At 55.9% G+C, this 24,283-nt stretch carries 23 protein-coding genes; 12 read left to right on the top strand and 11 right to left on the bottom strand.

Annotated features, from left to right (window positions below):
* Positions 1-37 precede the first annotated feature (37 nt).
* Entirely contained in the window at positions 38-1,048 is a 1,011-nt protein-coding gene (gene cobT, locus I3V23_05700) for a nicotinate-nucleotide--dimethylbenzimidazole phosphoribosyltransferase (protein QPI86454.1), read from the top strand.
* On the opposite strand, the gene I3V23_05695 is transcribed toward cobT, so the two are convergent.
* From I3V23_05695 to I3V23_05680, 4 genes are all read right to left on the bottom strand, one after another.
* Positions 1,045-3,015 carry a cation:proton antiporter gene (locus I3V23_05695; protein ID QPI86453.1) on the bottom strand — a complete coding sequence of 657 codons (1,971 nt, stop codon included), beginning with the start codon at positions 3,013-3,015 and terminating at the stop codon, positions 1,045-1,047. The genes cobT and I3V23_05695 overlap by 4 nt on opposite strands.
* 62 nt (positions 3,016-3,077) lie before the next feature.
* On the bottom strand, positions 3,078-3,533 hold the full coding sequence (locus I3V23_05690) for an Lrp/AsnC family transcriptional regulator (protein ID QPI86452.1): 456 nt from the start codon (positions 3,531-3,533) through the stop codon (positions 3,078-3,080).
* A gap of 81 nt (positions 3,534-3,614) precedes the next feature.
* Complete coding sequence (locus I3V23_05685) at positions 3,615-4,313, bottom strand: DUF1194 domain-containing protein (GenBank protein QPI86451.1); 699 nt, start codon at positions 4,311-4,313, stop codon at positions 3,615-3,617.
* Complete coding sequence (locus tag I3V23_05680; protein QPI86450.1) at positions 4,280-4,708, bottom strand: VOC family protein; 429 nt, start codon at positions 4,706-4,708, stop codon at positions 4,280-4,282. Before I3V23_05680 ends, I3V23_05685 begins: the two co-directional genes overlap by 34 nt.
* 161 nt (positions 4,709-4,869) lie before the next feature.
* On the opposite strand from I3V23_05680, the gene I3V23_05675 reads away from it, so the two are divergent.
* The 3 genes from I3V23_05675 (at position 4,870) to I3V23_05665 (ending at position 6,649) form a co-directional block, all read left to right on the top strand.
* The gene (locus I3V23_05675; protein QPI86449.1) at positions 4,870-5,688 is read left to right on the top strand and encodes a thymidylate synthase; all 819 of its coding nucleotides are present in this window, start codon (positions 4,870-4,872) and stop codon (positions 5,686-5,688) included.
* A gap of 10 nt (positions 5,689-5,698) precedes the next feature.
* Positions 5,699-6,175: a dihydrofolate reductase gene (locus I3V23_05670; GenBank protein ID QPI86448.1), complete on the top strand. Its 477-nt coding sequence runs from the start codon at positions 5,699-5,701 to the stop codon at positions 6,173-6,175.
* A gap of 69 nt (positions 6,176-6,244) precedes the next feature.
* Positions 6,245-6,649 (top strand): DUF2177 family protein, encoded by a 405-nt coding sequence (locus I3V23_05665; GenBank protein ID QPI86447.1) that lies wholly within the window; start codon positions 6,245-6,247, stop codon positions 6,647-6,649.
* A gap of 50 nt (positions 6,650-6,699) precedes the next feature.
* Here the strand turns inward: I3V23_05665 and I3V23_05660 are convergent, their stop codons facing one another.
* On the bottom strand, positions 6,700-6,906 hold the full coding sequence (locus tag I3V23_05660; GenBank protein ID QPI86446.1) for a cold-shock protein: 207 nt from the start codon (positions 6,904-6,906) through the stop codon (positions 6,700-6,702).
* 227 nt (positions 6,907-7,133) lie between these two features.
* Between I3V23_05660 and I3V23_05655 the strand changes: the two genes are divergently transcribed.
* Positions 7,134-7,463, top strand: coding sequence for an arsenate reductase (locus I3V23_05655; GenBank protein ID QPI86445.1), 330 nt, complete (start codon positions 7,134-7,136; stop codon positions 7,461-7,463).
* A 1-nt stretch (position 7,464) separates the two neighbouring features.
* On the opposite strand, the gene thrS is transcribed toward I3V23_05655, so the two are convergent.
* Complete coding sequence (gene thrS, locus I3V23_05650) at positions 7,465-9,417, bottom strand: threonine--tRNA ligase (GenBank protein QPI86444.1); 1,953 nt, start codon at positions 9,415-9,417, stop codon at positions 7,465-7,467.
* 159 nt (positions 9,418-9,576) lie between these two features.
* On the opposite strand from thrS, the gene I3V23_05645 reads away from it, so the two are divergent.
* On the top strand, positions 9,577-10,323 hold the full coding sequence (locus tag I3V23_05645; GenBank protein QPI86708.1) for an alpha/beta hydrolase: 747 nt from the start codon (positions 9,577-9,579) through the stop codon (positions 10,321-10,323).
* Here the strand turns inward: I3V23_05645 and phaZ are convergent.
* Positions 10,320-11,576, bottom strand: coding sequence for a polyhydroxyalkanoate depolymerase (gene phaZ / locus I3V23_05640; GenBank protein QPI86443.1), 1,257 nt, complete (start codon positions 11,574-11,576; stop codon positions 10,320-10,322). The genes I3V23_05645 and phaZ overlap by 4 nt on opposite strands.
* Before the next feature lie 158 nt (positions 11,577-11,734).
* On the opposite strand from phaZ, the gene phaC reads away from it, so the two are divergent.
* The 3 genes from phaC to phaR all read left to right on the top strand — a co-directional run bounded on the left by phaC (position 11,735) and on the right by phaR (position 14,825).
* A complete protein-coding gene (gene phaC / locus I3V23_05635) occupies positions 11,735-13,507 on the top strand; it encodes a class I poly(R)-hydroxyalkanoic acid synthase (GenBank protein QPI86442.1) in 1,773 nt (590 codons plus the stop codon).
* Positions 13,508-13,638: 131 nt separating this feature from the next.
* Positions 13,639-14,094, top strand: a complete 456-nt coding sequence (locus I3V23_05630; protein QPI86441.1) for a Phasin — start codon at positions 13,639-13,641, stop codon at positions 14,092-14,094.
* A gap of 170 nt (positions 14,095-14,264) precedes the next feature.
* Positions 14,265-14,825, top strand: a complete 561-nt coding sequence (phaR, locus tag I3V23_05625) for a polyhydroxyalkanoate synthesis repressor PhaR (GenBank protein ID QPI86440.1) — start codon at positions 14,265-14,267, stop codon at positions 14,823-14,825.
* 21 nt (positions 14,826-14,846) lie between these two features.
* Here the strand turns inward: phaR and purD are convergent, their stop codons facing one another.
* Positions 14,847-16,109 carry a phosphoribosylamine--glycine ligase gene (gene purD, locus I3V23_05620; protein QPI86439.1) on the bottom strand — a complete coding sequence of 421 codons (1,263 nt, stop codon included), beginning with the start codon at positions 16,107-16,109 and terminating at the stop codon, positions 14,847-14,849.
* 86 nt (positions 16,110-16,195) lie between these two features.
* On the opposite strand from purD, the gene I3V23_05615 reads away from it, so the two are divergent.
* Positions 16,196-17,554: an exodeoxyribonuclease VII large subunit gene (locus I3V23_05615; GenBank protein QPI86438.1), complete on the top strand. Its 1,359-nt coding sequence runs from the start codon at positions 16,196-16,198 to the stop codon at positions 17,552-17,554.
* Positions 17,555-17,639: 85 nt separating this feature from the next.
* Positions 17,640-18,803: an amidohydrolase gene (locus tag I3V23_05610; protein QPI86437.1), complete on the top strand. Its 1,164-nt coding sequence runs from the start codon at positions 17,640-17,642 to the stop codon at positions 18,801-18,803.
* A gap of 10 nt (positions 18,804-18,813) precedes the next feature.
* Here I3V23_05610 and moaA read toward each other — a convergent pair whose 3' ends face one another.
* From moaA to kynU, 3 genes are all read right to left on the bottom strand, one after another.
* Positions 18,814-19,824: a GTP 3',8-cyclase MoaA gene (gene moaA, locus I3V23_05605; protein ID QPI86436.1), complete on the bottom strand. Its 1,011-nt coding sequence runs from the start codon at positions 19,822-19,824 to the stop codon at positions 18,814-18,816.
* Positions 19,825-19,865: 41 nt separating this feature from the next.
* A complete protein-coding gene (locus I3V23_05600; GenBank protein ID QPI86435.1) occupies positions 19,866-21,140 on the bottom strand; it encodes a DUF3422 domain-containing protein in 1,275 nt (424 codons plus the stop codon).
* A gap of 127 nt (positions 21,141-21,267) precedes the next feature.
* On the bottom strand, positions 21,268-22,458 hold the full coding sequence (kynU, locus tag I3V23_05595) for a kynureninase (GenBank protein ID QPI86434.1): 1,191 nt from the start codon (positions 22,456-22,458) through the stop codon (positions 21,268-21,270).
* 235 nt (positions 22,459-22,693) lie between these two features.
* Here kynU and I3V23_05590 point away from each other — a divergent pair, with 235 nt between their 5' ends.
* Positions 22,694-24,268, top strand: coding sequence for a Re/Si-specific NAD(P)(+) transhydrogenase subunit alpha (locus I3V23_05590; protein QPI86433.1), 1,575 nt, complete (start codon positions 22,694-22,696; stop codon positions 24,266-24,268).
* Positions 24,269-24,283 lie beyond the last annotated feature (15 nt).

The following is a 24,283-nucleotide window of genomic DNA, read 5'->3' as shown; positions in this document are numbered from 1 at the left end:
AGCACGCAATCCTTTGATCTAGTGGACAAAGCTCGTCATGCAATTTGAGACCCTTTCCGACATTCACGCGGCCCTTGCCGCAGCCCCCAAACCTGACGCAACCGCGTTGGAGGCTGCCGAGCTGCGCAACGGCCAATTGACCAAGCCGCCTGCTGCTTTGGGGCGGCTTGAGGAGGTGGCAATCTGGTATTGCGGGTGGCGCGGCAATGCGCGCGCGCAAATTGACGCCCCACAGGTCATTGTCTTTGCAGGGAACCACGGGATCACAGCTCAGGGTGTCAGTGCCTTTCCCCCTGAGGTCACAGTGCAAATGGTTGCTAATTTCGAGGCAGGCGGGGCAGCGATCAATCAACTGTCCAAACTTGCTGGTGCGAAGATGGATGTTCATGCGCTTGATCTGGAACAGCCAACCGCAGATTTCACGGAAGGCCCTGCAATGGATGAGGCCGCGTTTTTGGCTGCGTTCTCAACAGGCTGGGGGGCTGTTGATCCAACTTCTGATCTTTTGGTGGTAGGAGAAATGGGGATCGGCAACACCACCGCGGCTGCGGCGATGGCCTGTGCGCTGTTTGGTGGCACGGGGGGCGATTGGGTTGGTCGCGGCACGGGTGTGGATGATGCGGGCCTTGCGCGCAAGGCGGATGTGGTGGCGCGGGGGATTGCCGCGAACCCTGGGGCGCGGAGCGATCCATTGACGGCTTTGCGATGCTTGGGCGGGCGCGAGATTGTTGCCATGGCGGGCGCGATTGCTGCGGCGCGCGCAAACTGCATCCCTGTTATCCTTGATGGATTTATCTGCACTGCGGCGGCCGCCTGTTTGGAGCAGGCCCAAAAGGGTGCATTGGATCATTGTGTGGCAGGCCATCTTTCGGCTGAGGGGGGGCATCGCAAATTGCTGGACGCGATTGGCAAACAGCCTTTACTGAACCTTGGATTGCGTCTTGGTGAAGGCAGCGGGGCCGCCTTGGCCATTCAAATTCTTAAAGGGGCGCTTGCCTGCCACTCAGGCATGGCAAGCTTTGCTGAAGCTGGCGTCAGCGCGGGTTAAGAGGCATCCCGCGCACCGCCACGTGACAGCTTGCCCGAAAGTGCGCTGGCATCACCGCGCGCGCGGCGGCGATCTGTCGGGCCTTCCCCCATGGCGTTCTCACGCGTGGCTTCGTCTAATGCGCTGAGCAGCGCCGCCTCAAGGTTCGCGTTCAATTCGCGCGCGCGTTCCATATAGGCGGGGTTCTCGGCAATCGGCACGCCTGGTTTCCACAGTTCCGCCAAATCGCGCAGATTTTGGCGGTCATGGCGGTAAAAGGCCACCTCCATTTCATGGGCCTCGTAATCAGACAGGCCCATATCCTCAAGCACATAGCGCGCGGCCCGCAGTGAGCTGTCGAACATCTCGCGCACGATATGATCTGCACCTGCCTTATAAAGCTCGTAGACGTGCAGCCGATCATGCGCCCGTGCGGTGATATGGAGATCTGGCCTGATGCGGCGCGCATAGGTGACAAGACGCACCGCGCTTTCCTTGTTGTCGACCGCAACGACAAGAACCTTGGCCTCTTCTAACCCTGCCGCGGTCAAAAGTTCGGGGCGGGTCGGGTCACCGAAAAACGCCTTAAAGCCAAAGCCGCGCATCAGCTGGATGACCGATAAATCGGCATCGAGCACCACCGTCTTAAACCCTGCACCTTGGACAACACGATTGACCACCTGCCCAAACCGCCCCACGCCTGCGATGATGATGGGCGCGGTTTCCCCGATTTCATCGGCCTCTGGGGCGGTGCCTGTATCGGCCAAACGATGGGCAAGCCGATCATAGAGGATGAAGGCCAAAGGTGTCAGGAGCATGGACAGCGCCACAACCAACAATAGCATTTGGCCGGTCGCATCGGTCATCACCGATTGCTGCACTGAGAATGAGATCAAAACAAAGCCAAACTCGCCCGCTTGTGCAAGGCCCAGCGTAAAGAGAGACAGGTCTTTTTTCCGCATTCCAAAGGCAAAGCCGATAGCCAGAAGGATCACGCCTTTGAGGGCCATCATTCCCAAGGTCAGACCCAAGATTGTCAGGGGCGCTGAAAATAGCGTTCCGAAATTTATACCTGCGCCCACTGTGATAAAGAATAGCCCCAAGAGCAGGCCTTTGAATGGGGCGATATCGGCCTCTAATTCATGGCGAAATTCGGAATTGGCGAGGACAACGCCCGCAATAAACGCCCCAAGCGCGGGCGAAAGACCCACCAAGATCATCAGGGCTGCGATTCCAACAACGATCACGAGGGCCACCGCGGTATAGACCTCGCGCAAACGCGCCATGTGGATAAAGCGGAACAGGGGGCGGGATAGGAAATGCCCCGCAAGGATCACAAGCGCGATGGCGGCAATTGTGACCAGCGTCACCCCCCATCCCGGCAGTCCTTCGACCAGTGAGAAGGAATGGGCCCCATGATCCGCCGTATCGGTGGCGCGTTGGATCGAGCCGTCTTGCGCAAAACTTAAACTGCCCGACACGGCCAAAAGGGGAAGGAACGCCAACATCGGAATGACGGCAATATCTTGGGTCATAAGCACAGAAAACGCGCCGCGGCCGCCGTTGGTTTTCATCAATCCCTTTTCGCTGAGCGTCTGTAGCACAATCGCGGTCGAAGACAGGGCCAAGATCATCCCTGTTGCCAAGGCCAATTGCCATTGCAAGCCAAAGAGCAGCGCGACCCCTGCAAGCGCGAAGGTTGTCAAAACAACCTGCGCCCCGCCCAAACCAATCAAGCGTTGCCGCATATCCCAAAGATTGCGCGGCTCTAGCTCTAAACCGATCAGAAACAGCATCAGCACCACGCCAAATTCGGCGTAATGTTGAAGGTCATCTGTGTCCGAGCCGATATACCCAATCAATGGGCCAATCGCGATGCCAGCAAGCAAATACCCCAAGACCGATCCCAGACCAAACCGCACGGTCAGGGGCACAGCGATCACCATCGCAGAAAGATAGATTGTCGCCTGTAAAAGCAGGCTTTCCATCGGCCTGTCCTTTGCGTGGGGGAGGTTGCGTTCGTCTTGAGTGCAACTTTGACACGAGTGGATCAGAGCGGCAAGGCACTGTCTGGCTTGATTTGCGCCATCACGATCTCGGTGTGCAATTTCTCGACCATCGGATGGGGTAAGATGATGGTATCAATAAGCTCGCGTAGCGCGTCTAGATCGCTGCACCAAACGCGCAGGATTGTGTTTGCAGAGCCTGTGACATCAAAGGCTGAAACGATTTCAGGGGTGCTGTGCAGCAATCGCTTGAAATCATCCATCAAGGCAGGATCATGGGCGCTGCGGGTGAGTGTCAAAAACGCCTGCACGGAGAGGCCGCAGGCCTCTGGTGCAATATCTATGCTGACCGCGCGCAGCACGCCTGTTTGTTCTAGCTTTTGTCGCCGCCGCCCTGCTTGAGAGGTCGAAAGACCAAGATGGCGCCCCATCTCCTGCGCCGTCATTGCGCCATTTTGTTGCAAGGCACGCAATAAGCGGCGGTCAGTTCGATCAAGCATGCGCAAATCACCCAAAATATACTCAAAACTTGCATATAATTTGCATGTTTTTTGGGGCTTTCCAAGTCTTTTGCGCGCGGATTAAAGGCCGCCCAACATCATGGGGCGCAATTCGCGTTCGAGTTTGCGCAACATGGCGGCTTCAAAATCTTGGTAATCGCGCGCCTGTTCGATAAAGGCACCCGGCCCGCGCAGGATTTCGCGTTGGTAATATTCGACAATATCAACCGCCGCGCCCCCAATCGCCAACCCGTTCACAGTAACACCGTCAAAGGGGAAATGGGCAAAAGCATGGCTTGGTTGAAATCCCTCGTTATTTTCACCATCCCCAGAGATGTCGAGCGTATAAAAATCACAGGCAGGTGCGGCGGCTAATTGCGTGGCTCCAAAGCCAAGCGCGTATCCAAGTGCGGTTGGAAATTCATCATCCCCGCGCGGCGCGGCCACAATTTCGGCAGCAACAGCGGTGAGGGTTGTCGGGGTGTCGAGGATCGTCCAGTCAACCAAAACCTGCTGTTGCCTCCTCCCTGACCACTCATACACGAAGATGGCCACAGGTGCCGCGCTGTCAAAGAGTGCGGTCATGACAACTGGGCTTGTCAACGCATTGGCAAGGCCCGCGCGCATCAGGCTGTGTTCATCACTGTCAACCGATGCCGATGCATCCAACCCAAGGGCCAAGGCCAAGCGGCAAGCTGTTGCCGATTGGGGCAGCAGCAAAGCCACCCCAATTATGAGGGCGGCCCTTACCAATGACCGATATTTGGCATCGAAGCCCATGGTTCAGCGGGCTCTTGTGCCGCCCCTTTTTGAAGCAATTCCACCGAGATATTATCGGGTGAGCGCACAAAGGCCATACGACCATCGCGCGGGGGACGATTGATTGTCACGCCATGATCCATCAAGTGCTGACACATCGCGTAGATATCATCCACCTCATAGGCGAGATGCCCGAAATGGCGGCTATCTGATGGCAGCCCATCATCGCCATCCCAGTTATAGGTCAGTTCAACGGGACATTCTTCTTGGCCTTCAGGGGCCATGAAGATCAGGCTGAAGCGCCCGCTTTCATAATCAGAGCGCCGCGTCTCCTTTAGGCCTAAAAGCGCAAAGAATTTTTGGGTTGCTTCAAGGTCTTTGACGCGCACCATTGTATGAAGATATCGGATTGCCACGGCTGTCTCCCTCGTGAAAATTCGCGTTGCTTCAAGCTTAGCGTGAAATTTGCAGAATTACAGGGGGCTGGGGCAAGAAATGCCCTACCCGATATTGCGGTTTGCGCTAAAATCGTTTCAATATATAGCGTAACGATGGCCCAACCTGTGGATGTGTGGCGATGCAGCAATATCATGACCAATTGGCGCTGATCCTTGAAAAGGGCGTGGATACAACCGACCGCACAGGCACGGGCACGCGCAGCTATTTCGGCCTGCAAGCGCGCTATGATTTGAGCGAGACTTTCCCGCTCATCACAACCAAAAAGCTGCATCTGAAATCCATCATCCACGAGTTGTTATGGTTCCTCGCGGGCGACACGAATATCGGCTATCTCAAAGAAAATGGTGTGTCTATTTGGGATGAATGGGCCGATGAGAAGGGCGATCTTGGCCCTGTATACGGCCACCAATGGCGACATTTCCCAAAGGTTGCGCGTGGCGCAGATGGCGCCGTGTCGATTGGATCGGTTGATCAGATTTCGAATTTGGTTGAGATGATCAAACGCACGCCTGACAGCCGCCGCCTGATTGTGTCTGCTTGGAACCCTGGCGAGGTGGATCAAATGGCCCTGCCGCCCTGCCATACGCTGTGGCAGGTGAAAATCTTGAACGGGCGGCTGAGCCTGCAGCTTTATCAGCGTTCGGCAGATATGTTTTTAGGGGTTCCGTTTAACATTGCCTCTTATGCCTTGCTTGCGGTGATGCTGGCCCATGTCACGGGCTATAAGCCTGGTGAATTTGTGCATTCCATTGGGGATGGTCACATCTATTCGAACCATATGGATCAGGTGAAAGAACAGCTGTCGCGCGACAGCCGCCCTGCGCCGACCTTGCGGCTTGCACGCGATGTCGGGTCGATTTTCGATTTCCGCTACGATGATTTCATCATCGAAGGGTATGATCCCCATCCCGCCATCAAAGCGCCTGTGGCGGTTTAGGGAGGCGGTCATGATTTCACTTGTGGTAGCGCGGGCGCAGAACGGCGCGATTGGTAAAGGCAACACAATCCCGTGGCATGCGCCCGAAGATTTGGCCTTTTTCCAACGTGAAACACTGGGCGGGGCGGTGATTATGGGCCGCAACACATGGGAGAGCCTACCGTTTAAGCCGCTGAAAAATCGCCTCAATATCGTGGTCAGCCGTGATAAAACGCTGCACGATACGGTTGTCGCTTCTGTGGATGCAGCGATTGAGTTGGCCCGAAGCGCAGGGTATCCGCGGATTTACGGGATTGGCGGCGCACAGATTTATGCGCAAATGCTGCCGATGGCAGACAGGCTTTTGGTCACCGAGGTTGATTTGGTGATTGAGGCGGCAGATGCCTACTTCCCTGAGATCAACGAAGGTGATTGGCGCGAGGCGTGGCGGCATTCCTTGCGCGAGGATGGCCCCGCGTGCGTGGTGCGGGAATTGGTGCGGGCCTAAGGTTTTGCCTTATGCAAAAGCACCGCTAACTAATGCCATGCGGGACGTAGCGCGAAAAGGCGGCACTTGATGACCCTCTTAATCCTCTTTGTGGCGACATCTTTGATCTTCCTCATCGCCGATGCGGTGATGTTGAACACAGTGTTACAGCCTGTCTTTGCGCGGCATATTGGCGATTTGCTTTATGAAGGTGGGTTTCGCCTGTTGCCTGCAATCTTGTTTTATCTGACCTATATGGGGGGCATTCTTTACTTTGCCTCCACCCCCGCGATGCGCGCAGATACGCCAAGCCTGGCCCTGATCAATGGCGCAATTTTGGGGTTTGTGGCCTATGGCACCTATGAGTTCACGTCATGGGCGGTAATGCGTGACTGGCACCCGCAAATGGTGGTGATGGATGTGATTTGGGGCGCCACGCTGACAGGGGTTGCCGCATGGGGTGGGGTCATGATCGCGCGCGCCATCACGGCCTAGGGGCCATGCGCGCAAAGCGGTGTGGCTGCCTTGCGCGCGGGGTTTTGACGTCAGAGAATTTTCAGATCGACCGCAGAGGCCCGACCATCGCGGCCTTCACGAAGCTCAAAGCTGATTTTCGTGTTATCGGCTAATTCTTTCATCCCCGCTTGTTCAACTGCAGAGATATGCACGAACACATCTTTGCCGCCGCCATCAGGCGCGATAAACCCGTAACCTTTGGTGGTGTTGAACCATTTCACAGTGCCAGTGGGCATTTTCGTATCTTTCCTGTCTCAAGTCTCGATCCCACAAGCGTGTCTGCGCGTGGGGTGCAGCCAGGGCCGATGACCATACCTTTGCTGCCGTCTCAAAAGCAGTTCAACAGGTGACCTAGAGGCACGCCAAGAGAGTGCCTTGGTTTTGCTAAAAATCAAGAAAAACTCTCTGGAACCCAGCGCCTGCGGCCCTATGCTGTGGTTTATGGAATAAAAAAGAGGCACAGATGCAGATTATTGGGCTGAAAAATTGTGACACATGCCGCAAGGCGGTGAAGGAATTGACCGCTGCAGGTCATAGCGCCGTGTTGCGTGATCTGCGCGAAACCCCGTTGAGCGATGCTGAGATTTCGCAGTTTTTGGCAGAATTTGGGGCGGATGCCCTCATTAATCGCAAATCCACCACGTGGCGTGGTTTGGATGAGAACACGCGCGCTACTGACCCAAAGGCGCTATTGGCGACCCATGCCGCGCTGATGAAACGCCCCGTCATCCTTGCGGATAACGGGGCGCTCTATCTGGGATGGGGCGCGGATGTAAAAGCCGCGCTTTTATAAATTAGCTGCGCAGATCAGGCGCAATCGCCTCGGCGACCAAGGCATCGATCACAGCATCTAAGGGCTGAACGGAAGTTTGGTGTTCACCCAAACGGCGCAAGGTCACGCTGCGATCTTCCATCTCTTTGCGTCCAACGGCCAAAATCACAGGCACCTTTCCTGTGGAATGCTCGCGGATTTTATAATTGATCTTTTCGTTGCGCTTATCAGCCTCGGCGCGCACGCCCCGTTTTTTGAGCAGCGCTACAATCTCATCCACAAACCCATCCGCTTCGGAGACGATAGAGGCAACCACAACTTGACGCGGGGCCAACCAGAAGGGCAGGCGGCCTGCGAAGTTCTCGATCAAGATGCCAATGAAACGCTCAAAGCTGCCCAAAATAGCGCGGTGCAGCATGACGGGGCGGTGTTTCGCGCCATCCTCACCGATATAGGTGGCGTCCAGACGTTCGGGCAGAACGAAATCCACCTGCAACGTGCCGCATTGCCAATCGCGCCCAATGGCATCGGTCAGCACGAATTCCAGTTTCGGGCCGTAAAATGCCCCTTCGCCGGGATTCAGTTCATAGGCATATCCCGCCGCTTCGGTGGCAGATTTCAGCGCCGCTTCGGCCTTGTCCCAAACCTCATCGCTGCCCGCGCGGGTGTCGGGGCGGTCAGAGAATTTCACGCGGAATTTCTCGAACCCAAGATCCTTGTAAACCGCCGAAAGCAATTCGATGAATTGCTTTGTTTCATCCTCAATCTGCGTTTCGCGGCAGAAGATATGCGCGTCATCTTGGGTAAAGCCGCGCACCCGCATAATACCGTGCAAGGCACCTGATGGTTCGTATCGGTTACATGATCCAAATTCCGCCATCCGCAAGGGCAGGTCGCGATAGGACTTCATGCCTTGATTGAAAATCTGCACATGGCAGGGGCAGTTCATCGGCTTCAGGGCGTTGATGGCCTTTTCGCGGGCATGGTCTTCGTCCACTTCCACGATGAACATATTCTCTTGGTATTTTTCCCAGTGGCCCGAGGCCTCCCAAAGACGGCGGTCAACCACTTGCGGGGTGTTAACTTCTACATAGCCGCCATCTTGCTGACGGCGGCGCATGTAATCTTGCAGCGCCGTGTATATGCGCCACCCATTGGGGTGCCAAAACACCTGACCTGGGGCCTCTTCCTGCATATGGAACAGGTTCATCTCGCGGCCCAAGCGGCGGTGGTCGCGCTTTTCGGCTTCTTCCAAGAAAGTCAGATGTGCCTTGAGGTCATCGCGGTTTTTGAACGCGACCCCATAGATGCGCTGCAGCATAGGGCGATTGCTGTCGCCGCGCCAATATGCGCCTGCGAGCTTCATCAATTTAAACGCATCAGCGGGCAATTGCCCCGTGTGCTGCAAATGCGGGCCACGGCAGAGGTCTTGCCAATCCCCGTGCCAATACATCCGCACGGGTTGATCTTCGGGGATCATCCCAACCAGTTCAACCTTATATGGTTCGCCTGCCGCTTCGTAATGGGCGATTGCGCGTGCACGATCCCAGATTTCTGTGCGCACGGTATCGCGGGCGTTGATGCTCTCTTTCATCTTCGCTTCAATCCGACCCAGATCATCTGGGGTGAAGGGCTCTTTGCGGTCGAAATCGTAATACCAGCCATTTTCTATGACAGGGCCGATTGTCACTTTTACATCTGGCCAGATTTCTTGAACGGCGCGCGCCATCACATGGGCAAAGTCGTGACGGATCAGCTCTAAGGCTTCGGCGTCATTGTCCTTCATAGTGTTGATCGCGATGGTGGCATCGGTATCAATTGGCCAAGCCAAATCGTAATGCGCGCCGTTCACTGTGGCGCTGATCGCCTTTTTGGCAAGCGAGCTTGCGATGCTTTCGGCCACCTCGGCGGCTGTCACGCCAGCCTCGTAGCTGCGGGAATTGCCATCGGGAAATGTTAGGGAAATCTGTGGCATCGCCATAGCTCCTCGTCAGTTTGGCGCCTACGAAACGCCCGGTTGCGGGTTAAGTGTTGCTTGGTCTTTTGGCGCGGCTTTGATGTGGTGTCAACTCTTGCGCGGGGGGGCAGGTTTTTGGCATGGAGGGGGCATATGCCCGCACATGAAAGCGAAACCATGCCCGACCATCTGATCACCGCGAAATCTCGCCGCATTGCCTATCATCTGACAGAAGGCACCCATCCGATGGTTGTGTTTTTGGGCGGCTTGCGCTCAGACATGGCGGGAACCAAGGCCGTATTCCTTGAGGAATATGCTAAATCCCGTGGCCGCGCTTTTCTGCGGTTTGATTACTCTGGCCATGGCGAAAGCAGCGGCGCATTCACTGAGGGCTGTATTGGCGATTGGGCCGAAGACGCTGCGGAGGTTTTAGATCGCCTTGCCCCGAAGCGGGTGGTTTTGGTGGGGTCGTCCATGGGGGGATGGATTTCACTGTTGATGGCGCGCCGAAACCCCGAACGGATTGCAGGGCTGATTGGCATCGCGGCTGCCCCTGACTTTACTGAAGATGGGTTTTGGGCCAGTTTTTCCGAAGATCAACGCGCTGAAGTCATGGGGCAGGGGCAAACCGCGCTGCCCTCAGAATACGGGGAGCCGATGATCGTCACCAAGCGTATGATTGAAGATGGGCGCAAGAATTTGGTTCTGCGCAGCCCTTTGGTGATTGATGCCCCTGTGCGCCTTTTCCAAGGCACCGAGGATGAGGCGGTAGATCAAGCGGTGGCTTTGCGCCTTCTTGCGCACTTGCAGTGCGATGATTTGCATTTGGAATTGGTCAAAGGCGAAGATCACCGCTTTTCCAGCCCGCATTGCCTTGATCTTTTGGCGCGCAGGCTGGATGAAATGCTGGAAAGCGCGGTTTAACTGACGGCTTTGATCTTCGCGGACTTATTGTTGGCGTCAATAAAATCCAGAACAAGCGGGCGGATATTGTTGCGCCAGCTTTTGCCTGCAAAAATCCCGTAATGGCCTGCATCAGGCTCGAGGTGGCTCGCCTTTTTGCTGTCTGGCAGGCCCGTGCATAGATCTAGGGCTGCAATACATTGGCCCGGGGCGGAAATATCATCTTTGCCGCCCTCAACGGTTTTCACCGCAACCGATGTGATTTTGCCGATATCGACAGGCTTACCCGCAACGGTGAAGGTATTTTTCGCAATTTCGCGTTTCTTGAAAATACGATCCACGGTTGAGAGGTAGAATTCCGCAGGCATATCCATCACCGCAAGATATTCATCATAAAAGCGGTTATGCTTGTCATTGTCAGATGCCTCGCCCTTGGCCACACGAAGGATCTGCTCGGTGAAGGCGCGGCTGTGTTTTTCGGCATTCATCGCCATAAACGAGCTAAGCTGCTGCAAGCCTGGATAGACCATGCGGCCCGCGCCGGCATATTTGAACCCCACCCGCTGCAACATGGACTGTTCCAACTGGCCCATGGTGACGCGATTGCCAAAATCGGTGACATCCGTTGGCGCGGCTTCCGGGTCGATTGGCCCCCCAATCAGGGTCAATGAGCGGGGCTGTGCCTTGGGGTCTTCCTCGGCCAGATAGGCGGTTGCCGCTAAGGTCAGTGGGGCGGGTTGGCAGACCGCGATAACATGGGTGTCTGGCCCCATGTGGCGCATGAAATCCACCAGATAGAGAGTGTAATCCTCGACATCGAACTTGCCCGCGCTGACAGGAATGTCGCGGGCATTGTGCCAATCGGTGACATAGACATCACAATCGGGCAGCAAACTGATGACGGTCGAGCGCAGAAGCGTGGCGTAATGGCCCGACATTGGGGCAACCAACAACACTTTGCGGGCCATAGCCTCGCGCCCGGCAACAGCGAAATGCACCAAATCGCCAAAAGGTTTTGGAAGAACCACATTTGGACTGACAGCGTGGTCACGGCCATCGCCGAGTGTGATGGAGCGAATTCCCCAATCAGGTTTTACGGCCATACGCGCAAAACTGCGCTCCATCACCTCGCCCCAAGCGGCGGTCATTTGGATGGCAGGATTGGCTACAAGCCCGAATTGCGGATAGGAGCACATCGCCCGCGCGGTTGATCCAAGCCATTGATTGGTCACGCGCATGGTTTCCATGAAATCATAGGTGAGAAGCTGTCGCATCGGATGCATATCTCCAAAATTGAGCTTGGGCGCCGTCAATGCACCCTGCGGTAAATCAGCCCTACCCCCTCACCTTGGTAAAGCCTCTCTATGCAAATGCAGCATTTATCGGATAAAATCAAGCAAAGTGACGATCCGCGCGCGAGGAGGCAAGGGTCATGGGTGACCATTTAGAAAAGTTAAACACCAATCTCAAACGCGTGGAAGAGTTAAGCCAACGTTTGGTTGAAGCCCTCGCAAATAAAGGCCAAAACGACCCTGGCCTGAATGGGCCAGGCCCCGATCTCTATATGAAAGCCAGCATGGCGTATTGGTCGGAACTGGTGAATAACCCCGCAAAATTAATGGAGCGGCAGGTCAAATTTTGGGCTGACTCCGTCACGCATTACGCCGAAGCTCAACAGAATCTTGCGCAAGGCAAGCTAGAGCCGCCCGAGGATAACACCCCAGATGATCGCCGTTTTTCCAATCCGCTGTGGAAAACGCACCCCTATTTTAACTACGTCAAACAGCAATATATGATCTCGGCCAATGCCATAGAGGCTTCGTTGAAGGATCTTGAGGGGCTAGAGCATAAAGATCGGCAGAGAATCGAATTCTTTGCAAAACAGATGGTTGATCTTTTTGCACCAACAAATTTTCTGGCCACGAACCCAGATGCGTTAGAGCGTGCGGTTGAAACCGAGGGCGAAAGCCTTGTGAAAGGCTTAGAGAACCTCGTGCGTGATATTGAGGCCCATAAGGGTGAGATCTTGCCAACCTTGGCCGATGGTTCGGCCTTTGAATTGGGCAAGAATATTGCAACCGCAAAAGGCGCCGTGATCTATCGCAATGAAATGATGGAGTTGCTGCAATTCGCGCCGACCACAGAAACCGTCTACAAAAAACCTGTGATCATCTTCCCGCCGTGGATCAACAAATATTACGTAATGGATTTGCGCCCCGAAAATAGTTTGATCCGATGGATTGTGGATCAAGGCTATACCTTGTTCGTAGTGTCGTGGAAGAACCCTGATAAATCCTATTCAGATAAGGGCCTCGAAGATTACATCGAGAAAGGCTATCTCAAGGCTATTGACGTGGTTAAAGAGGTCACGGGGAGTAAGGCGGTCAATGCGGTGGGCTATTGCATTGCAGGCACCACCCTCAGCCTCACGCTCTCGCTGCTGAAAAAACGCCGCCAAAAGCCGATCTCATCTGCTACCTTCTTCACCACGCTGACGGATTTTTCCGATCAGGGTGAATTTACGGTCTTTCTGCAAGATGATTTTGTCGATGCCATCGAACGGCAGGTTGCCGAAGATGGTGTGTTAGATAACAAATATATGGCCAAGACCTTTAGCTTTTTGCGCGCCAAGGATTTGATCTACGGCCCTGCGGTGCGCAGCTATATGATGGGCGAGGCCCCGCCTGCCTTTGATCTGCTTTACTGGAATGGTGACGGGACGCATTTGCCTGGCAAGATGACTGTGCAATATTTGCGAGGTCTTTGCCAAAGCAATGATTTTGCGGAGCGCACGTTTGAATTGATGGGAAAGAAGCTCAAGGTCAGTGATGTCGACCTGCCGCTTTGCGCCATTGCCTGCGAGGCGGATCACATTGCGGCGTGGAAGGACAGTTATCGCGGTGTGCAAAAAATGGGGTCAGAGGATAAAACCTTTATCTTGTCCCAATCGGGCCATATCGCGGGGATCATCAATCCGCCCAACAAAAAGAAATATGGTCACTATACAAATGATGACCTTAGCCTTTCCGTGAAAGACTGGCGCGAGCAGGCTGAATTCCACGAAGGGTCATGGTGGCCTCGGTGGGAAGCATGGTTGCGCACCCATTCGGGAAAGCGCGTTGCTGCGCGCAGCTTGGGTGAGTCGGGCTATAAAATATTGGCGCAAGCCCCTGGCACCTATGTCAAGGAAACGCCAGAACTCTGATAATCCATAAAATTTTTGGCTTTTGCTGCGGTGCAGAAAAATGCTTGACTTGCTGCAGTGCAGCATGGCATATACTGCGCATGCAGCAAACGCAGCCCGCGAAACACGCGATATTTTTTGGAGTAGAGACCATGGCAAAAACCGCCGCAAACGAATTCACAAAAGTTCTTCAGGACATGATGAAGGCTTACCCAATGGACATGTCGGCAATGACCGATGCGTTCAAAAACTCTGCCGCGATGGGCGAGAAGTTCTCGAAAGTTGCTCTTGAAGCCGCTGAGAAATCCGCTGAGATCCAAGCAGGTTGGACAAAAGACACCATCGCGAAACTCGGCGATGTTGCCAAAGTTAAAGAAGAGCCTGCTGACTACAGCAAAGCCCTGACCGATTTCGCTTCTGCACAAGCAGAAATCGCAGCTGAAAACATGGCTGCTTTCGCTGAAGTTGCGAAAAAAGTTCAGATGGACACTGTTGAGTTGATGATGGCTGCAGGCAAATCTGCAACTGAAGAAGCTTCTGCAGCTGTTAAAAAAGCAACTGCTGAAGTTACTGCAGCAGCCAAGAAAGCAGCAACTGCAGCTGCATAAGCTACAGATTTCTGTGCCGCGTTGGTATCCTCCCTTCCAACGCGCTCCCAAGAAGGGCAGGCCTCACCGCCTGCCCTTTTTGCATCTGCAAAACAATTATTGTTTTTTTTCTGCGACTGCTTAGGCTGATCCCTAGGGTGAACGCGTGACAGTAAGTCAGGGAGGATGAAATGGCACAGGCACAAGAGCCTTTATTGATCAAACGCTATGCCAGCCGCAGGCTCTATAATACTGAGACCTCCGATTATGTGACGCTTGATGATATTGCGGGGTTCATCCGCGCAGGGCGCGAGGTGAAGATTGTTGACCTGAAATCAGGGGATGATCTGACCCGCCAATTTCTGTTGCAGATTATCGCAGAACATGAATCACGCGGCGAAAGTGTTTTGCCAATCGCCGTGCTGAATGACTTGGTGCGCAGTTACACAAGCCAAGCACAAAGCGTGGTTCCCGATTTTCTCGCGATGTCCTTTGATATGCTCAAACAGGGCCAATCCGCGATGATGGAAAACATGAGCGCGATTAACCCGATGGCCTCCATGCCCGGGTTCGAGGCCATGCGCGCGCAGCAAGAAGCCTTCATGAAGGCCATGACTGGTGGTTTGGGAAAAGGGTGGTCAGGCCCGAGCGCAGAGGAGGAAGACGCGCCCACCCCTGCGCGCGAAGAGGACGAACTGAGCCAGATCAAACGCCAGCTTGCGGAATTGCAAAACAAGCTCTCCAAGCTGTGACGGCATCGGAGGTGCGCTGTGCTACAGCGCCCTCCATCCTATGTCTGAGCGGCAAAACCCGTCAGGCCAATCAATTTTATTGACCATGTCATAGGCGCGGCTGCGGGCCTCGGCCAAAGTTTCGCCACGGGCGGTGACGTTTAAAACGCGCCCCCCTGCGGCTGTGATTGCGCCATTCACTTCCTTGGTGCCTGCGTGAAATACCATGTGGTTGCTATCTTGCGCCAACGCCTCAAGCCCGTTGATCACGCTGCCTTTTTCATATGATCCTGGATAGCCAATTGCCGCCATCACAACGCTCAGCGCGTGATCGTCGGCCCAGTTGACCGACATTTGGTCAAGCCTCTGTTCCGCGCAAGCCACCATCAGATCTAAGGCCTGCGCGCCGAGGCGCATCATCAACACCTGACATTCAGGATCACCAAAGCGCACATTATATTCAACCAAGCGTGCTTGGCCGTCTTTGATCATCAACCCTGCATAAAGCACACCGCGATAGGGCGTGCCGCGCTTGGCCATTTCGTCAATCGTGGGCTGAACAATCTCGCGCAAGGCGCGCGCGGCGATCTCATCGCTTAGGACGGGGGCAGGGCTATAGGCACCCATGCCACCCGTATTCGGCCCCGCATCATTGTCAAAGGCGCGTTTGTGATCTTGGGCCGTGCCAATAGGCAGGATGGATGCGCCATCAGAGAGAATGAAGAAACTGGCTTCTTCACCTTCCATGAACTCTTCGATCACCACCTCGGCACCTGCATCGCCGAACTCGCCGCCGAACATATCGTCAATCGCGTCTAACGCTTCGGTCAAGGTCATGGCCACGATCACGCCTTTGCCCGCCGCCAAACCATCGGCCTTGACCACGATGGGCGCGCCTTGTGCTGTGACGTAGTCCCGCGCGGATGCTGCATCGGTGAACCGCGCGTAGGCTGCAGTCGGTGCCTTGGCCGCATCACAGATTTCCTTGGTAAAGGCCTTAGAGGCCTCAAGCCGCGCCGCCTCTCGGCTTGGGCCGAAAGCCAAGATGCCCGATTGTGACAAGGCATCTACCACGCCCTCGGCCAACGGGGCTTCGGGGCCAACAATCACAAAATCAATCGCGTTTTCGGCAGCGAAATCCACAACCGCCTGAGGGTTGAGAATATTGATATCCGCGCAAGCGGCGATTTGCGCGATCCCCGCATTGCCAGGGGCAACGATCAACGTATCACATTTGGGGTTTTGCAGAACCGCCCAAGCCAACGCGTGTTCACGGCCACCACTGCCCAAAATCAAGATATTCATCGCATCCGCTCCACTTGGCCTTTTCGTTGCCGCGTTCTAAGCTGCGAGGGAAATCAACGCAAGCCAACCCAAGGGACGAGGGGCAGATGTCGGATTTGATCGAAGAAGCCGAGGGCGGAAACGCACCAGAGTTCTCTGTCACCGAGCTTTCTGGCGCGGTCAAGCGCATGATTGAGGGGGAATTCTCGCATATCCGCGTGCGCGGCGAATTGGGCCGTATTTCGCGCCCTGCTTCTGGTCATATCTATTTGACCTTGAAAGATGATCGCTCAAATTTGGATGCCGTGATCTGGAAGGGCACAGCCGCGCGCCTCACCCACAGACCCGAAGAGGGGATGGAGGTTGTCGCCACGGGGCGCATGACGACCTTTGCAGGCCAATCGAAATATCAATTGGTGATCGAAGACATGCGCCCTGCAGGGGCGGGTGCCTTGATGGCGATGTTGGAACAACGCCGTCTGAAACTGGCTGCTGAGGGTTTATTTGATGCCGCGCGCAAACAAGAGCTGCCCTTTTTGCCTGAGGTGATCGGTGTGGTTACCTCGCCCTCTGGGGCGGTGATCCGCGATATTTTGCACCGCCTACGAGATCGTTTTCCACGGCAGGTCTTGATCTGGCCTGTCGCGGTTCAGGGAGAGAAATGTGCGCCAGAAGTGGCGGCAGGCATTCGGGGGTTTAACGCCCTCGCCGCGGGGGGGCACATCCCCCGTCCTGATTTGATCATCGTGGCGAGGGGCGGGGGCAGCCTTGAAGACCTGTGGGGGTTCAACGAGGAAATCGTGGTGCGCGCCGCCGCCGAAAGCAGGATCCCGCTGATCTCAGCTGTGGGGCATGAAACCGATACCACCTTGATCGATTTTGCGGCCGATTATCGCGCGCCCACACCGACCGCTGCGGCCGAGCGTGCGGTGCCTGTGCGGATGGATATCCTCACTTGGGTTCAAGATTGCGGCGCGCGCCTCTCGCGGGGGGCGCAGGCGGGTGTTACGCAGCGCCGCGTGCGGCTGGCGGATCTCTCGCGCGCCTTGCCGCGCCCTGCGTCACTGCTTGAGACTGCGCAGCAGCGCCTTGATCGCGTGGCAGACAGGCTTGAGCCTGCATTGGTGCAATCCGTGCAAACCCGCAGCCATCATGTGCAAACTGTGGGCGCGCGACTGGTGCCTGCCTTGGATCGTGCTTTAGCGCAAAAGCGCCTGCCTTATGAGCGCGCTTGCGCCAATTTGCGCCCCTCGGTTCTGAGCCGCGCGATTGCCGATGCACAGCAGAAACTGAATGCCCTTGAACGGATGCGGCAAAGCCTCGGTTACACGGCAACGCTCAAGCGCGGCTATGCGGTGTTGCGCAATGAGACGGGGTTGATCACCACAACCGCGGCTTTGCGAACGGCGTCTGAGGTTGAGGTTGAACTGGCCGATGGTAAGGCGCAGGTTAAGCCGCTCCGGTAACGGGGCGGTGGGAATCCGCTTGCTGCCCTATCTCGGCGGGCTATAGTTTTCGTGAGACAGCCTATGCACAAGAAAGGGGCCTCTTATGCCGATCAAAAACCGCTTTGCCGAATTGCTGCCCGAAGTCACCGCGTGGCGGCGCGATCTGCACGAGAACCCAGAAATCCTGTTTGAAACCCATCGCACCTCGGCCGTGGTGGCCGAGCGGTTGCGCGAATTTGGCTGTGACGAGGTGGTTACGGGCTTAGGGCGCACAGGGGTTGTGGGCATCATCAAAGGCAAATCCACTGCATCGGGCCGCTGCATCGGATTGCGCGCGGATATGGATGCCCTGCCGATCCATGAGGAAACGGGGCTTGATTATGCCTCGAAAACACCCGGTGCGATGCATGCCTGCGGCCATGACGGGCACACAGCCATGTTGCTTGGTGCCGCGAAATATCTGGCTGAGACGCGCAATTTTGATGGCACAGTCGCCATCATCTTCCAACCCGCCGAAGAGGGCGGCGGCGGTGGCCGCGAAATGGTCGATGACGGGATGATGGAGCGCTTCGGCATCCAAGAGGTCTACGGGATGCATAATTGGCCGGGGATGCCTACGGGCGCATTCGCGATCCGCTCCGGCCCATTTTTCGCCGCGACCGATCAATTCGATATTTACCTGACGGGCAAAGGGGGCCATGCCGCCAAACCGCAAGACACGGTTGACCCTGTGGTGATGGGCAGCCATCTGGTGCTTGCCCTGCAAACCATTGCCAGTCGCAACGCCGACCCTGTGAAACAGGTGGTGGTGTCGGTGACGGCGATGCACAGCGCGGGCGAGGCCTATAATGTGATCCCTGAGAAAATCCATCTGCGCGGCACGGTGCGCACGCTTGACCCTGATCTGCGCGAATTGGCCGAAGCGCGGATTACCGCGATTGCCACAGCCACCGCCGAGGGCTTTGGCGGGCAGGCCGAGGTGCAGTATCACCACGGCTATCCTGTGATGATCAATTCGGAGGAGCAAACCGAATTCGCCGCCGAAGTCGCCCGCGCCGTTTCAGGCGATTGTGTCGAAGCGCCCCTGATTATGGGTGGCGAAGATTTCGCCTTCATGCTCAATTCCCGCCCGGGGGCCTATATTCTGGTCGGCAATGGTGACAGCGCAGGCGTGCATCACCCAAAATACAATTTCAACGATGAAGCCATCCCCGCAGGCTGCAGCTGGTGGGCCGAGATCGTAGAGCGGCGGATGGCGGCGGGCTGAAGGGGTAAACCTACCCCCCCGTATGGCTCATATGCCGTGACATCTGCCCCGCCACTTTTTGGCGGGAATAGTCGAAATCATGGCCCTTGGGTTTGCGGGCGATGGCGGCGCGGATGGCGGCCTCTAGGGCGGCGTCATCATCGCTGTTGCGCAAGGGCGCGCGCAGGTCGGCCATGTCCTCTTGGCCCAAGCACATATAAAGCTTCCCCGTGCAGGTCAGGCGCACGCGATTGCAGCTTTCGCAGAAATTATGCGTGAGTGGCGTGATGAACCCGATTTTCTGCCCTGTCTCCTCAAGGCGGACATAGCGGGCAGGGCCGCCTGTGCGTTCGGCCAGATCGGTCAGGGTGAAGCGCGTGGCCAGACGTGCGCGCAAATCCGACAGGGGCCAATATTGGTCTAAGCGGTCTTCATTTCCCAGATCGCCCATTGGCATCACCTCGATAAAGGTCAGATCCATATCGTGCTGCGCGCACCAGGATTGGATGTCGAATAACTCATCCTCATTGAACCCTTTAAGGGCCACCACATTGATTTTGACACGCAGACCCGCGGCGCGCGCGGCCTCGATCCCGGCGAGGACTTGGGGCAGGCGGCCCCATCGGGTGATGGCGGCGAATTTGTCATCCTTCAGCGTATCAAGCGAGACATTGATCCGCCGCATCCCCAAATCATAAAGCGGCTGCGCAAAGCGGCTCAGTTGGCTGCCATTGGTGGTGAGGGTCAATTCCTCGAGCGCGCCTGTTTCCAGATGCCGTCCCATCGCCTCGAAAAAGGTCATGATGCCACGGCGCACCAAGGGTTCCCCGCCTGTGACCCGCAGTTTCTTGACCCCAAGATTGACGAAACTGGAACAAAGCCGATCCAACTCTTCCAAGCTCAACAATTCGGCCTTGGGCAGGAATGTCATGTTCTCCGCCATACAGTAAACGCAGCGAAAATCGCAGCGATCCGTGACGGAGACGCGCAGATAGGAAATCGCGCGGGCAAATGGGTCGATTAAAGGCGCGGTGGTGTTCATGCGCACAAGCCTAAATCAGCGCATAAACCCTGCGCAAGCCCTCATTCGATATGGCGGCGCAGGCGGTTGATCACAAACCAGACAAGCCCGATCACAGGGATCACCGCAGCGGCTGTGAGTGTGGTTTTGGAAATCCCCAAAGGTTCGGACAAAGGGGCCAAAAGATAGGCCACCAGATTGATGGCGTAATAGCTGATGGCCACGACCGAAAGACCCTCAACCGTTTTTTGCAGCCGCAACTGCAGATCCGCGCGTTTGTTCATGCTTTCCAGCAGCAATTGGTTCTGCGCTGACCGTCCCACATCGACTCGTGTCCGCAACAAATCGCCCGCGCGAATGGCGCGATCTGTGATCTGTTGCAGGCGGTTTTCATTCGCCTTGACTGTTCGCATAGCGGGGTCAAAGCGGCGCATCATAAATTCCGCAAAGGTTTGCCGCCCCGCGAACCGCTCTTCGCGCAGCACATTGATGCGTTGATTGACGAGCGCGTTATAGGCGGTGGTGGCCCCAAAGCGAAACGCGCTTTCGGATTGTAATTTCTCCAATTCCGCGGCGATGGAGAGAAGTTGATCAAGCGTGTCTTCGGGCTGTGCCAAGTCACCATTCATATCAGCGACAAGTTGCGACAGGGTTTCGTCCAACTCTCCCATCCTTGCGCCAATATCGCGCGCGCGCGGAAGGCCGAGCATGGACATGGTTTTATAGGTTTCGATTTCGCAAATACGCTGCACCACGCGGCCGATACGCCGTTGACCTGTCTCGCTATCCACAAACACGGCAAAGCGCATATGCCCGCCGCTATCAATACGAAAATCGCCTGCAATCACGGCACTTCCATCGAGAACCGAACTTACGGCTAGGCTTTCTGGAACGAACCACTCGTCAATCTCTTGCGCGATTTGGGCATCGCTTGGGGCATTGGCCACGCGAATATGCAGGGATGTGATCCGCGCACCGGGTGCGGATTTTAGCCACGCCTCGGGAAAGACCTGCCACAGCTCAGGATCAAAGGCGCGTGTTTCTGGCCCGTCCACAAAGACGGTATAGGTCACAAATTCCGTATGCATCTCCCATTTGATACGGAACTTGCCCATATCACCGAAATAATGGGTGGCATCAGGCTGCGGATGCGCGGCGCCAAATCGATCAAGCAGCGCGATAAGATGTGCGCGATCAAGAGCGCGGTCGCGCTTGGCGGCATTTTGCGGCTGTTTGATCGCGAGGAACAAAGCCTGCGAAGGCGCGTTCAGCGAAGGAAAGGGCCGCGCGTGCAACTCATTGGCAAGCGCATAGCGCAGCGGATGATCTTGTAGCATATGCCGTCACGCCTTTCAGGCGGGGGGAAGATGCTTCAACCTGACGAAAATTTCTGGATATGTAAACCAAAAATTTATTTGTATTTTAAAGGTTTATCTGCACACCGCGGTATGCAATCAGGCAACCTTAGGTCACCGCGTTGCGTGTCTTCCATTCGGGGCGATCCCAAAGGCGGCCTTTGATGATTTCCGAAATTGCGGCAATGGCTGTGTCAATGTCAGCCGTGCCGATATAAAGCGGCGCGATCCCAAATCGCAGAATGTCGGGCGCGCGGAAGTCTCCGATGATACCGCGCGCGATCAGGGCTTGGCATAGGGCATAAGCGTCTTGAAAATGAAATGAAACCTGACTGCCGCGTTGCTCGGGGTCGCGGGGGCTTGCGAGGCGCAAATCAGGGCAACTGGCCTCAATGCCCGCAATCAAACGCTCGGATAGCGCGACCGAGGCCGCACGCAGATCATTCAGATCAACCCCCTGCCACGCATCAAGGGCGGCATCTAGGATTTGCATCTGCACCACCGCAGGGGTGCCAATCCGCATTCGATCCACCCCTGTGGCGGGTGTATAGTCTAGCGGAAATGCAAAGGGTGTTGCGTGCCCAAGCCACCCGTTGAGCACGGTATGCGCATGGTCACGATACTGCGGGGCGATATAGATAAAGGCGGGCGCCCCTGGCCCGCCATTGAGGTATTTATAGCTGCATCCAACGGCAAAATCCGCGCCTGTTTGCGCCAGATGCACGGGGAACGCCCCCGCCGAATGGGCCAAATCCCAGATTGTGATAATCCCCAATTCATGTGCCCGAGCCGTCAGGCGCGCCATGTCATGCCTGCGGCCTGTGCGATAATCAACTTGGGTCAGCATCAGCACGGCGATCTCGTCACTGAGCGCTTCCTCCACGGCTTCGGGTGCAACCAAGCGCAGTTCGTGGCCTTGGCCCATGGTTTGGATCAACCCTTCGGCCATATAGAGATCGGACGGAAAATTGCCCTGATCGCTAAGAATGATCTTGCGATCTGTCATCGCCAAAGCGGCCCCAAGCGCCTGATAAAGTTTCAGGGATAATGTATCGCCCACTTGAACTGTTTCAGGCTCAGCCCCAATCAGTGGTGCGATGCGATCCCCCAATTTGCGCGGCAGATCAATCCAGCCTGCGCGGTTCCATGCAGTGATCAACATCTCACCCCATTGGTCGGTCAAGGTTTGGCTGGCTGCTGCTTGTGCCGCCAAGGGCAGGGGGCCGAGGGAATTGCCATCAAGATAGATCACCCCATCGGGAATATGGAACGCCGCACGGGTTTTGGTGAAATCTGTCATCTTGGCCTCTCCTCTTTTCGAATTGCTGCCGCATCTGCCTGTTGAGGTCAATTGATCTGGCGCGGCTGCGTTCTGCCTCTGGACATTGCCGCAACTTGAGCCAATTCTTGTTTTGAACAGATATTGCGCGGTATGCGGTTGTATACGAAATATTATGTCGCGGAATGGGCCGTTGTATCCATCTGCGGCAGTTGTTATGGGGGCGGGAGCCACCAAAAACTGGAGGGAATGTAGCGTGAAAATTGGCGCTTTAAAAGAAATCGAACAGGGCGAAGCGCGGGTTGCGATGACACCCGACAGCGCGGCGCAATTGCAGAAGCTTGGCCATGAATGCGTGATCGAAACAGGTGCGGGTGCAGCAGCTGGCTTTTCAGACGCAGTCTACAAGGCGGCTGGCGTCAGCGTTGTGAAAACAGCGGCGGCCTTGTGCAAAGCCTCGGATGTTGTGATCAAAGTGCGCCCGCCCCAAGAGGCTGAGGTCAAGCGCTTGCGCGAGGGGCAGACCCTGATTTCATTCTTCTGGCCCGGCCAGAATGAGGCGTTGATGGAATTGGCCCGCAGTAAAGGTGCCAATGTGATCGCTATGGATATGGTGCCCCGCATCAGCCGCGCGCAGAAAATGGATGCGCTCTCCTCAATGGCGAATATCGCAGGCTATCGCGCGGTGATTGAGGCAGGCAATAACTTTGGCCGCTTCTTCACAGGTCAGGTGACTGCGGCAGGCAAGGTTCCCCCTGCAAAGGTTTTGGTGGTTGGTGCAGGCGTTGCGGGCCTAGCCGCCATCGGCACGGCCACATCTCTGGGCGCAATCACTTATGCGTTTGACGTGCGTCCCGAAGTTGCAGAACAGATTGAATCCATGGGCGCGGAATTCGTGTTCCTTGAATTCTCAGATGACGAATTGCCCGATGGGGCAGCGACTGGTGGGTATGCCCCGCCCCAAAGCCCTGAGTTCCAAGCCAAGCAATTGGCCAAATTCCGCGAGATCGCGCCAGATATGGATATCGTGATCACCACGGCCTTGATCCCAGGCCGCCCTGCGCCATTGCTGTGGACGAAGGATATGGTCGAGGCGATGAAGCCTGGCTCGGTGATCATCGATCTGGCCGCAGAACGGGGCGGCAATTGTGAATTGACCAAGGCAGATGAGCGGATTGTCAGCGACAATGGCGTGGTGATTATCGGCTATACCGATTTCCCTAGCCGTATGGCGGCGCAATCCTCAACCCTCTATGCCACGAATATCCGCCATATGTTGGCCGATCTTACCCCCGCAAAGGATGGGCAGGTCGTGCACAACATGGAGGATGACGTGATCCGCGGGGCAACTGCGGTGTTTAGCGGTGAGATCACTTACCCACCGCCCCCACCCAAAGTGGCGGCAATTGCCGCGCAGAAGCGTGAAAAGCCCAAAGAACTGACGCCCGAAGAAAAGCGGGAGCAAGAGATTGCCGCCTTCAAGGCGCAGACGAAGAACCAAATCACCCTTGTGGCGATTGGTGCCGCGTTGGTCTTGGGCGTGGGCTTGATTGCGCCTGCGAGCTTTATGCAGCACTTCATCGTCTTTGTGCTGTCGGTGTTCATCGGGTTCCAAGTTATTTGGAACGTGGCGCACAGCCTTCACACGCCTTTGATGGCGGTGACCAATGCGATTTCCTCGATTGTGATCTTGGGCGCGCTGATGCAAATCGGCTCTAGCTCTGCGCTGATCACGATCTTGGCGGCCCTTGGTATCTTTATGGCTGCAGTTAATATTTTCGGCGGCTTCCTCGTGACACGGCGGATGCTCGCCATGTTCCAGAAATCGTAAGCAGCAGGGGTATCA

The organism is Rhodobacterales bacterium HKCCA1288 (assembly GCA_015693905.1).
Taxonomy (GTDB): domain Bacteria; phylum Pseudomonadota; class Alphaproteobacteria; order Rhodobacterales; family Rhodobacteraceae; genus M30B80.
This window is presented reverse-complemented; position numbering and strand designations above follow the sequence as displayed.